Consider the following 12188-nt stretch of genomic DNA (forward strand, 5'->3'; position numbering starts at 1 on the left):
ATGAATGACAATTTAATTAATGCTTTAAAAGATTTAATTATTAATACTGGTAAGGTTGCACTAGATATCAAAAAAACAGGAATATTGATTGATACTAAATCAGATGGTTCTGTGGTCACGAATGCAGATCAGGAAATTAGTAAAATAATTTATCAGACTTTACAAAGCTTAACATCTCAAATAGCAATAGTATGTGAAGAGCAGCCACTACCTATATTAAACAGTGATACTTTTTGGTTAATCGATCCTATTGATGGGACACGGAGCTATGTAGATGGTAAAAATACATATACGGTAAATATAGGCCTGATTGAAAATGGTTTTCCGACTATCGGTTTGATATATCATCCTGAAACAGCAAAGCTGTATTATACTGATGTAAACGGTCGATTAAAAATCGAACAGAATTCTCAAGAAATATTTGTGAAGCATGCACCTAAACATAAAGAGCCTAATGCTGTAGTAGGTTTTTATAATTCAAATAAAGCTACTAAAGAATTTTTAAGGAGTTATTCATTCGGTAAAATAAATACAATAAGTAGTTCAATTAAATTATGTTTAATTGCTGAAGGTGAAGCTGATATATATCCCAAATTTGGTCAAACTATGGAGTGGGATATAGCTGCAGGTCATGCATTAATTAAAGCTAGCGGCGGTAATATTTTAGATTGTGACGGACAAGAAGTGACTTACGGTAAAGTAAATTTTGCTAATCCTCATTTTTTTGCATGTAGTAAATATTGGTTGGAAATGGATTATATTTTTTGTATACGCTAAATCATTATTGTAAAAAGACGCAATATTGGACAATGAAGTAAGTAATATAATATAATAAAAATTATGTTGTCCTTACGATTCTGTATCCGTCACATGATAATTTGGATTAAACCAATTTTTTAAACTTATAAATCAACTCAAGCGCTTCTTTAGGAGAAATTTTATCAGGGTCGATAGTTTTAAACTCTTCATCTAGCTTACTATTAGATATATGTTTCTGAGGTTCAAAATTGAATAAACTCAAGTTATTTGATGCCGTTGATACAATATTTTTTCCTTTGCTTATAGAAATTTTCTCAAATTTTAGTAAAATCTGTGCAGCTCTATTTATGACACTTGTAGGTAGTCCTGCTAAAGCAGCAACGTGAAGACCGTAAGATTTATTGGAAGTACCTAATATAATATTATGCAAAAACAGAATATCTTTACCTGACTCTTCAATGGCGATAGTATAGTTTTGTAAAGCAGGAAGAAAATTCTTCATAACTGTTAGCTCATGATAATGTGTTGCAAATAAACAACGACATTTCAGTTTATCATGAATATATTCAAGTACTGACCATGCTATAGATACTCCATCATAAGTAGAAGTGCCCCTGCCAACTTCATCAAGGATAATGAGTGAGTTTTTTGTAGATTGAGCAAGAATGGCTGAAGTTTCAAGCATTTCTGCCATGAATGTTGATTGTCCTTTAATTAAATCATCTGCAGCACCTATTCGGCTAAATATTTTATCAACTACACCTATTTTAGCGCTTTTAGCAGGCACAAAAGAACCTATTTGAGCAATGATTGTAATGATAGCGTTTTGACGCAGATAAGTACTTTTGCCTGCCATATTAGGACCGGTAATTAAGCAAATACGCTCTGCTTCTGATAAATGACAGTCATTATATACAAAACTTTTACTAGTCTTTAGTAAAGCTGCTTCTACTACTGGATGTCGTCCTTTAACTATATCAAAGCTTAAGTCATTTGTAAATTCAGGTTTAGTATAATTATATTCATCAGCAATATAAGCAAAATTACAAAATACATCAAGCCCACTTAAGGAGTTTGCGAGTATTCTTAAATAGGAAGATTTTTCGATTACTTTCCTACAAATGTCTGTATATAATTCTTTTTCTAAGCTTATTACTAAGGTTTGAGCATTCACTAATTCATTTTCAAGATTTTGTAATTCGTATGTAGTATAACGTACGCTATTGACAGTTGTTTGACGATGAATAAATTTAGGATCAAGAATTTTATTGACATTTTTAGCGGTAATATCAATAAAAAGCCCTAGAACATTATTATGGGATATTTTTAAACTGTCTATGCCTGTTTCTTTGCGGTATTGATCTTTTAGCTTTTCAACATGTAATTTCCCGTTATTAATTAAGTCATTTAGTTGCGCTACTTTTGGATGAAATTCATGTTTAATTATACCACCATCATTTAAATTATTCGGTGCATCTTCTCTTATACTCATGTCTATTAAATTATATAATTCTGCATCACCTGATAGAGGTTTAATAATTTTCCCGATAAAATTAGGTAAATTTAGACTATGAGATTCAGAAAATAATCCATTAATTATCTTTGCCGTTTCTAAAGTATATTTAATACTCAGTAGGTCACGACCAGAACTTCTATTCATCGTGATACGTGTTAAGCAACGTTCTATATCACTAGTGTTTTTAAGAAGTTCTCTAATTCTTGTAACTATTCCTAAGTTAGAATAAAAGAACTCGGTAATATTTAAACGACGATTTATTTTAGCAATATTAGTTAAAGGACTTGAAAGAAAATGATATAGTAAACGTCCACCTTGTTTAGTCACTGTATGATTTAGTGTATTTAGTACACTTCCGTGTAAGTTTCCTTGTATATTTGTTACAATTTCAAGGTTACGTCTAGTAGAGAAATCAATAGTCATATAGCTATGAAAATTGATAATTTTAGGGATTGGTAAATTAGGAATATTCTGTTTTTGAGTTAATGATAAATATTCTAAAATACTGCCTATGGCACAAATTTGACTACTAGATATCTCACCTATGCCTTTAATATCTCTTATTTTATAAAAATCTAAAATGATTTTTTCACATTTATTAATTGCAAAAAAACTATCGACCTGATAGGTAATACGACAATTAAATTGTTTTAAAATACTATCAGCAAGGTTAGAAGACTTTAGGTTTTCGCTCAGCAGAATTTCACGAGATTTTAAACGCGCTAGTTCATTCAGAATTTCTGTTTCTGGTACATTAACTATAAAAATTTTAGAAGTAGAAAGATCAACGTAACAAATGCTAGCCGTTTTTTTATTTTTTGTCATTACGAGACTTGTTAAATAATTAGGTTCTGCTGCACTAATTAAGTTCTCTTCAATTATAGTTCCTGGAGTTATAATACGTGTAACATCTCTTGTGACTACTGCTTTATAGCCACCTCTCTTTTTTGCTTCTTCAGGGGTTTCAAGCTGATCGCAAATAGCAACTTTATAATTTTCTGTAATTAGCTTAGTTAAGTAATGCTCAAGTGCATGATAAGGCACACCACACATTGGTATTTCTTCTTCGCAGTTTTTACCTCTTTTTGTTAAAGCTATGCCAAGTATATTACTTGCTAAGATTGCATCTTCATAGAATAGTTCATAAAAATCACCCATTCTAAATAGTAGCAAACAATCTAAATGAGCAAATTTAATGTCTAGATATTGTTGCATCATTTTTGTTGCAACATCGTAATTATATTTTTGTCTAAACTCGTAAAGATTCATATTACACAAGGTCATATGTTATTTTATTTATATCTATGCTGTATTTTCTATGCTGTATTTTGTAGACTGCTTTCATAATGGTACTCCTGCCAATTGATTATATAATTCAATAATTATAATTAATATTAGTTTTAAATTGTTTTTCTTGATATCGCAAGTAACGGAATGATTCTGAATGATTTTTTATATCCACGCAATGATGTCGTAATAAAGAAGTCTATTTATTACTGAAGCTACTTTATCTTTGATAATCGTGTGCTATGTCTACCACCTTCAAATTTAGTGGTTAAAAACTTATCTATAATATTAAATACTATTTTGTTATCTACACTTTTTGCGCCGAGTATCAAGATATTAGCATCATTATGAGCTTTAGCATTTTCAGCAGTTAATATATCATTACATAAAGCTGCTCTTATTTCGGAGCTACGATTGGCAGCTATAGACATACCTATTCCAGTATCACTAATTAAAATCCCAATAGGAGCTGCTTTTTCAATAATAATATCTACTACTTTTTTAGCATAATCTGGATAATCAACAGTTTGTGTGTCCTGCGTTCCACAGTCATAAATATTTAGACATTTTTGCTCTAAATAATTTATAATTTTAGACTTAAGCTCATAACCTGAGTGATCACTAGCTATGACGATATTATAAGTTTTCATAGTTAATTTTTTGATGGAAAATTATAATAAAAATTATATACTATTTAATGGCTTATCTGTAAATAAATTTTAAAGTTAATATTTTTTTTTGTGTTATAATTATAAGTTTTTACACATCTTATTAATTTTTCCTATATTAAAGCTTTTTAATTATTAATGTATTTATTCTTTATTTATTTTTACGGAGCACTTCTAAGAGTTGTATTATATCAAGTAATAATGATTTTATTGAATATATGAAATATACTGTTGTACTAATTGTAGTTGTATGTTTTTGTTTAGTTTCGTGTGTCGATCAGTCACCTGCACCAATCGATTATAAAGTTGGAGATGTAACTGAAAATAATTATTTGACAGAACTAGATTACGATCCGGGAATGATAGTTCAAAGAAATATCGAAGATACTTCTATATCAGGAAAAGTTAGTGATAAACTTGAAGAGCGAAAGGCAAAAATTATAGAAGATGATTATGACTATATTGAGATGTCTATGTATAGGAATGAAGATGAAGCAATGATAGAACAATTAAACTTTGTAACACCATTACATGGGGTAATTATTAATGATTTTAAAGTTGGTAAAAGTCAAGGGATAGATATTGCTGTTCAAGAATATAGTGCAGTAAAATCAATTGCTGCAGGAACAGTGATATATTCAGGCTATAATAAGCAATTCGGTAATTTAGTAATAGTTAAATTAGATGCAAACGATTTAGAAGTAGCATATGCTCATTTAGATGATTTATTACTTAAAAAAGGTGATAAAATTGCTAAAGGTAGTATTATTGGACACGTCGAACATCAGTTATATTTTGCGATGCGTAAAAACAAAATAGCTATTGATCCAAACAAATATATAGAATTTTAAATGACAAATTTTATTCTTCTTATCAAAGATAGCATATCTCTAAATTGTTATTAGTAATGAGAAGAAATATAGCAATATGCATTACAATTAAAGTATAAGGTGCAGAGCGTATATTTCCTTTAAGGAGAATAATTTCTGTTAAGTAAAGAATAAGATTATATAAAAATAATACCTTAATGTAATTGAGATATCAAAGTATGAAAAATTCTATTTTGTGTAGATCTTATGCAATAATATTATTGATTTATCGAAAAATGCGATCAAACTAAATGATACTAAGTTAGAAGTGTATTGTAGAAAAAATTTATAACAGAAATTATTAACAGTAAAATAATAGTTGAGAATATTCTAATATTAGTGTTAAAAAATATGAGATATTGCGAGAGTTATTGTAGGAAATGTTGTTTTAATCGCCAAGTAGTTTTTGCTTCGCTGTGAAACAACTATTGTGTAGTGTATTGCAAATGCAAAAGAAATGAATAAAAATTTATTGCCGTTAGTTTAGAATATGTATTCCACTACGATACCAATTAGAAAAATTATGGTTGCAAAAACGAAACTGTATAGTGATTTGTTATAAAATGTTATGCAGTATCTTGTACATGGCATCTTAAAAACAATTAATACTATAGAATATTAAACGTGGTTAAGCCACGTGGTAATACCTGATATTAAAGAATATAGAGGATAGAATGCACAATACGACAAAAAGAGTAACAGTGCCGGCACTTGAAGCAATGTTATATGAGACTATAAAAGTTTTAGATCATGGTTTTATTAGGGTAATCGATTATATGGGTGATGATAGTTCTATAGTACAGGCAGCTCGTGTTTCTTACGGTAAGGGTACTAAGCAGTTAAACCAAGATAAAGGCTTAATAAATTACTTGCTGCGTCATTATCATACAACCCCTTTTGAGATGTGTGACATTAAATTTCACATTAAACTTCCTATATTCATTGCGCGGCAGTGGATTAGGCATAGAACTGCTAGCGTTAACGAATATTCAGCAAGGTATTCTATTTTAGGTAATGAATTTTATTTACCTGAACCTACCGATATTGCTTCCCAATCTGCCATAAATAAACAATGTAGGGCAGGAGATAGTTTACCGAAAAAAGTATCTGAAAAGGTTCTAGCAATTTTAGAAGAAGATGCTAGGCGGTGCTACATGCATTATAAGGAGCTGATGAATGCTGATGAAGATGGAAATATTATAGACGAGAATGTTGCAGGTATAGCAAGAGAGCTTGCTCGTATGAATTTAACTTTAAATTATTATACGGAATGGTATTGGAAGATTAATTTACATAATTTGCTTCATTTTTTAAGATTACGTACTGATTCTAAGGCACAATATGAAATTAGAGTTTATGCAGGAAAGATTCTTGATATAGTAAAAGCTTGGGTGCCTTTTACTTATGAAGCTTTTGAAGAGTATCGTTTGCAAGGAGCGAATATTTCACGCAAAGGTTTAGAGGTCATTAAAAGAATGATACAAGGTGAAAAAGTGATCCATGAAACTAGTGGTATGAATAAAAGAGAATGGGAGGAGTTAGTAAAAATTTTTAGGTAGTTGATACTTGATAAGACCTTGACTCGCGTGCTCACATATTTAAGTAGACGTTATGCAACTCAGCTTAAATACTCGTTCTATTTTTAAATTGATCTTCATAACACACAAATACATTTTGTGGCGTGACATAAAAACAATTATAACGTAATTTGACACAAAGGAGTATTTTAAGTGAGAAATATTGTATATTTTATTCTAACATTATTTAGTTTAACCGGTTATGCACTTGAAACAATAAATATTGAGCATGGTCGAGTTGATCCTACACCTATAGCAGTAAATAAATTTAATGCTGATAGTTCTAATAATGATTTAGTAGGTAACGCTGTTGTTAAAGTAATCTCTAATGATTTAAAGATTTCTGGATTATTCCGTCCTATTTCTTCTGCATCTTTTATAGAAGAGCAGACAGGGATCAATTATAAACCACTTTTTGCTGCATGGCGTCAAATTAATGCTAGTCTTTTAGTAAATGGTGAAGTGCAAACACTAGAAAGCGGTAAACTTAAAATTAGCTTTATATTATGGGATACGTTCCTTGAAAAGCAACTTATTGGTGCACTTTTTGAAGTGCCGACCAAATTATGGAGAAGAGCTGCACATAAAATTGCTGATAAAATTTATGAAAAAATCACAGGTGATCCTGGTTATTTTGATACCAAAATAGTATATGTATCAGAAAGTACTGCGTTACCAAAAATAAAACGAATTGCTTTGATGGATTATGATGGTGCTAACAATAAATACCTTACTAATGGGAAATCATTAGTTTTAACGCCAAGATTTGCTCATTCAGCTGATAAAATTTTTTATGTTTCATATGCTACTAAAAGCAGAGCACTAGTTTATGAAAAAGATTTAAAAACCGGTAAAGAAAGTGTAGTGGGTGATTTTGTTGGTATATCTTTTGCGCCTAGATTCTCACCGGACGGTAAAAAAGCTGTGATGTCTATAGCTAAAAATGGCTCAACTCATATTTATGAAATTGATCTTGCTACTAAACAGCTTAATAAATTAACTGATGGATTCGGTATTAATACATCGCCTAGTTATTCACCAGATGGTAAAAAAATTGTATATAATTCAGATAAAAACGGTGTACCTCAATTATATATCATGAATTCGGATGGAAGTGATGTGCGACGTATTAGTTTTGGTGGTGGTTCTTATGCATCTCCCAGCTGGTCGCCTAGAGGCGATTATATAGCATTTACTAAGATTACTAGGCACGATGGAGAGAAAATCTTTAATATTGGCATTATGAAAGCTTATCCACAAGATCATGAGAATAGTGAAAGAATCATAACAAGTGGATATTTAGTTGAGAGTCCTTGTTGGTCGCCTAACGGACGAGTTATTATGTTTTCTAAAGGTTGGCCATCTAGAGCTAAGGCTCCTGGAAAAAATAAAATTTTTACAATTGATTTGACTGGTCATAATGAAAGAGAAGTTATAACACCGGCAGGTGCATCTGATCCTGAATGGTCAGATGTTCTGAACTAATATCATTTCCTATTGTTAGGTATTTTTTGACTTTTGTCTGTGTTTAGGCTATAGTGCTGTATAATTGTCGTATCTGTGGTAGCGTGAAAATTTTTATCATGAATTTCTGCTTTGAGAGTGATGAAAATACAATAAGGTTTAAGCAATTTCTCTATTATTATTTAAAATAAACTTTTTTATTTTTTCAAAAGCTGTATTTTCTATTTGTCTAATACGTTCCTTCGAAATATTATATTCACTGCTTAAAATATCTAGAGTTTTAGGAGTGTCTGTTAATTTACGATCTTTTAAAATACGCAGTTCCCTATCATTTAAAATCTGCATAGCATTTGATAGTAATTTCCTTTTACTTGTATAATTTTGCTTATTAATCGCCATTGCTTCAGGCGTAGGACGTGTTTCCGGTAATAGTTCTATTAATTCGCCTGATTCTACATCATCACTATTTATAGAGTTATTTAACGACAAATCAGGACCTGAAATTCTAGTATTCATCTCTGATACTTCATGCACTGAAACGCCTAATTCATCTGCTATTTGTGCAAAATCATCGGTAGTAATAGCTCTTGAGTATAAATTAGTAATTTTATGCTTAACTTTATTAAGACTAAAAAATAATTTTTTTTGTGCTGCTGTTGTTCCCATCTTTACTAATGACCAAGATTTTAATATATATTCTTGTATAGATGCTTTAATCCACCACATCGCATATGTTGATAGTCGGAAACCAAGTTCTGGATTGAATTTTTTTACTGCCTGCATTAATCCTATATTACCTTCTGAAACCAATTCGGTAATAGGAAGACCGTAAGTTTTGTAGCCGCTTGCAATTTTTGCAACAAGTTTAAGATGGCTCGTTACTAATTTATGTGCAGCTTGTAAATCATTTTCCTCTAAATAGGATTTAGCCAATAAAAATTCTTCTTCTTGCGTCAGTGAAGGTATTTTATTGATTTTTTGTAAATAGCTATAAAATCCTGATTCACTGGAAATTGCTAATGCATTAATATTATTAGTCATAATAACCTAAAAAACTATTTTTGTTTATACTAACACATATATGATCTAAAATAAACTTTTTCTATAAAATTTTTAAATAAAATCAAATAATGTCTAAAAAATCCAATAAAATTTAGTCTTTCCATTGCTTGGATTAATGATAAGTATGGTGTTATTGAGTTTTGCATACGCCCCTTAGTTATAACTTATTTTGTAAAGTTACTTGTTATGGTGGTACTACAGAAACAGTTAGTTGTATATTCTTAAGTCTATAATTATTGAGTTTGATGCTATAATGTTGATAAAAACTATTTTGGCGTTTGATCCCAAGGCAGAAAAGAGTCCAAATTGTCTTATGACAGAATACAGTAATGTTATATGAAACGGAAAATCTAAGCAATAACGATACTCCAAATAAAGAAGGAAAAAAATTCTATTGTTTTTATTTTGAAGAACAATTATCAAACACTGGGGCAAAATTTATGCCTGTTACATTTTATATAAGATAATGATTTTGAGCGTGATCCTGAAATAAAAAACATTAAAGTTAATCACTTTATCTTATAGTTTTTTTAAATAAGAGAATTATAACTAGAATACAGTGAGATTACACATGTTATGAGAATAGAGTGTTTTTCAAGAGTTGTTCACTTAAAGCAAATTATTGATGTTTGAGAATCCATTTACGTAGTCTCACAATCGGTGGAGTATTTATAAGAGCGGTAGAAGGTAAAACTTTGCCGTTAGTATTAAAATTAATTATAGGATTTATACCGTATATGCTATACCAAGGTTTTGATGGTGAGCTATTTGAATATTTACGGTGGAACCAAGATAAAACATCAGTTATTTCATCATACTCTATTACTTTAACTGATTGTGGATTTTTGTGATATATAATGCTAAGTACTGATTGGTCGTAATGATGCCATTTATATTCAGCGTAATTAGGATAAATATTATAATTTTTACCTGAAAGAATTCTAATATCTTCGCAACTTTTGAGCCATTTTTCTATAAAAACACGAGAAAGCTCAGTATTACGCACAATAATAACTGCGCTCCAAATATGATTGTCATTTCTACATTCATCAGTAAGACACTCCATTAAAGCAAAAGTTTCACCTTTAATAAAACTACCGTTTTTACGATTGCGATCATGTACCAATAATACATCATTATCGCCTAAAAGATTCGTTAAATTCCTGATATGCTTATTAATGACAAAAGCTGAATCTAAATATATTATAATAGCTCCTTCTGGAGCACTTTTCATTGTTTCAAGTATAATATAAGGTTTCCATAGCCATAATCCAGCTCCTACAGGCTCATTAAAAATTTCTTGATGTTTAGTTATAAATAATTGATTTATATACTTTTTCTTATAATTAAATATGAAATCTATACCTTTATTAATTGCATAATGAGTTGTAGTATTTTGATTACGATAAACATATTCTGGGCCATCTGCATATGATACTAAATAAATAGGTTCTTTTATAGAATGTTGAATATATAAATCTACTTTTTGTAATGATAGGTCATTAATAAAACCTTGATGTGCGTATTCTAAGATAATAAGTACGAAATAAACTATAATCGTTTTGTAGAATATTTTAAATAACATATAATTTTCATTTTTAAACGCTACATGTATTGTTGTGTGTAGTAAATGCACGCAGTGTCATATCGTAGTCAAGCGACGTGGTGAAAGTATATTACGACAAATTGATAATTATTAAATAACGTGATTATAGCATTTTAATATATTAAGAGATAGTATTGTAATTTAATTATAAATTTAGTATAATTTAGTATAATTTTTAGTGTTAGTTTAAGGTTGATATAATTAATTTATGGCTACTATAGTTGTTGCAATGTCAGGTGGTGTTGATAGTTCAGCAGTTGCAGCAATGTTGCATGAGCAGGGACATCATGTTATAGGTATTACCTTACAGTTATATGATTACGGTATTGCAGTAGGTAAAAAAAATGCCTGTTGTGCTGGTAAGGATATTTACGATGCTAAAATGGTAGCAAATAAGTTAGGTATTCCTCATTACGTACTTGATTATGAGAACAAATTTAAAGAGTCGGTTATAGATAATTTTGTCAATAGCTATTTACACGGTGAAACACCACTGCCATGTGTGCAATGTAATAAGTTAGTGAAATTCAGAGATCTAATTAACACTGCTAAGGAACTTGGAGCAGATAAACTTGCTACCGGTCATTATGTACGCAAAATAAACGGTTATAATGGCGCAGAATTGCATACAGGACTTGATGCAGCAAAAGATCAAAGTTATTTTTTATTTACTATAACTAGAGAGCAACTTGAATATTTAATCTTTCCTCTCGGTGGGTTTACTAAGTATGAAACACGCAAGCTTGCTAGTAAATTTGGACTTGATGTAGCAGATAAACCTGATAGTCAAGATATTTGTTTTGTACCTGATGGAAATTATAAGACTGTAATAAATAAAATACGTCCTGAAGCAAGCACAAGTGGTAAGATTGTTCACATAAATGGGTTTGAGTTAGGTGAGCATAGTGGTATAATTAATTATACTATAGGACAACGTCGAGGACTTGGTATAGCTTATAATGAACCTTTATATGTGGTAAAGATTGATCCTAGTAATAATATAGTATATGTAGGACAGGAGTCTGCATTACATGTACATGAATTTATTATTAAAGATGTAAATTGGCTTGCTGATGAGATTAAAGATAATGAAAAGTTAGCAGTAGATGTGAAAATTCGCTCAACGAGACCGCCATGCCACGCTGAAATCAGTAAACTTTGTAATGATAAAATTAAAGTACAATTTTTATCTGCAGAAAAAGCTGTTGCGCCGGGGCAAGCATGCGTTATTTATGCAGGTGAAAGAGTATTAGGCGGAGGGTGGATTACTAGAAATATAAGATAGATTAAGTCAAATTGACACAGCATAGCTTGGCAATGATATCAAGTTCAAGCTTATTCTATTTGTATTGCTTGATAAGGAATTTTAGCATATACGAG

At 30.3% G+C, this 12188-nt stretch carries 9 protein-coding genes and 1 pseudogene; 6 read left to right on the top strand and 4 right to left on the bottom strand.

The window, feature by feature from the left end; genetic code table 11:
* Complete coding sequence (locus RT_RS01430; RefSeq protein ID WP_011190753.1) at positions 1-777, top strand: 3'(2'),5'-bisphosphate nucleotidase CysQ; 777 nt, start codon at positions 1-3, stop codon at positions 775-777.
* A gap of 106 nt (positions 778-883) precedes the next feature.
* Here the strand turns inward: RT_RS01430 and mutS are convergent, their stop codons facing one another.
* Together mutS and rpiB are read right to left on the bottom strand one after the other, a co-directional pair.
* A complete protein-coding gene (mutS, locus tag RT_RS01435; protein ID WP_014419422.1) occupies positions 884-3544 on the bottom strand; it encodes a DNA mismatch repair protein MutS in 2661 nt (886 codons plus the stop codon).
* Positions 3545-3777: 233 nt separating this feature from the next.
* On the bottom strand, positions 3778-4212 hold the full coding sequence (gene rpiB / locus RT_RS01440) for a ribose 5-phosphate isomerase B (RefSeq protein ID WP_004597385.1): 435 nt from the start codon (positions 4210-4212) through the stop codon (positions 3778-3780).
* A gap of 236 nt (positions 4213-4448) precedes the next feature.
* Between rpiB and RT_RS01445 the strand changes: the two genes are divergently transcribed.
* The 3 genes from RT_RS01445 to tolB all read left to right on the top strand — a co-directional run bounded on the left by RT_RS01445 (position 4449) and on the right by tolB (position 8161).
* Positions 4449-5081, top strand: a complete 633-nt coding sequence (locus RT_RS01445) for a murein hydrolase activator EnvC family protein (RefSeq protein WP_011190755.1) — start codon at positions 4449-4451, stop codon at positions 5079-5081.
* 692 nt (positions 5082-5773) lie between these two features.
* On the top strand, positions 5774-6658 hold the full coding sequence (gene thyX / locus RT_RS01450) for an FAD-dependent thymidylate synthase (protein WP_011190756.1): 885 nt from the start codon (positions 5774-5776) through the stop codon (positions 6656-6658).
* A 171-nt stretch (positions 6659-6829) separates the two neighbouring features.
* A complete protein-coding gene (gene tolB / locus RT_RS01455) occupies positions 6830-8161 on the top strand; it encodes a Tol-Pal system beta propeller repeat protein TolB (RefSeq protein WP_011190757.1) in 1332 nt (443 codons plus the stop codon).
* A 138-nt stretch (positions 8162-8299) separates the two neighbouring features.
* Here the strand turns inward: tolB and rpoH are convergent, their stop codons facing one another.
* A complete protein-coding gene (rpoH, locus tag RT_RS01460; protein WP_011190758.1) occupies positions 8300-9181 on the bottom strand; it encodes an RNA polymerase sigma factor RpoH in 882 nt (293 codons plus the stop codon).
* A gap of 89 nt (positions 9182-9270) precedes the next feature.
* Here rpoH and RT_RS04580 point away from each other — a divergent pair.
* A pseudogene (locus RT_RS04580) lies at positions 9271-9740 on the top strand (cytochrome c oxidase assembly protein).
* 81 nt (positions 9741-9821) lie between these two features.
* On the opposite strand, the gene RT_RS01470 reads toward RT_RS04580, so the two are convergent.
* On the bottom strand, positions 9822-10787 hold the full coding sequence (locus tag RT_RS01470; RefSeq protein WP_011190759.1) for a hypothetical protein: 966 nt from the start codon (positions 10785-10787) through the stop codon (positions 9822-9824).
* A gap of 229 nt (positions 10788-11016) precedes the next feature.
* Here RT_RS01470 and mnmA point away from each other — a divergent pair, with 229 nt between their 5' ends.
* Positions 11017-12093 carry a tRNA 2-thiouridine(34) synthase MnmA gene (gene mnmA / locus RT_RS01475; RefSeq protein ID WP_011190760.1) on the top strand — a complete coding sequence of 359 codons (1077 nt, stop codon included), beginning with the start codon at positions 11017-11019 and terminating at the stop codon, positions 12091-12093.
* Positions 12094-12188: the final 95 nt, after the last annotated feature.

The organism is Rickettsia typhi str. Wilmington (genome assembly GCF_000008045.1).
Classification (GTDB): Bacteria; Pseudomonadota; Alphaproteobacteria; order Rickettsiales; family Rickettsiaceae; genus Rickettsia; species Rickettsia typhi.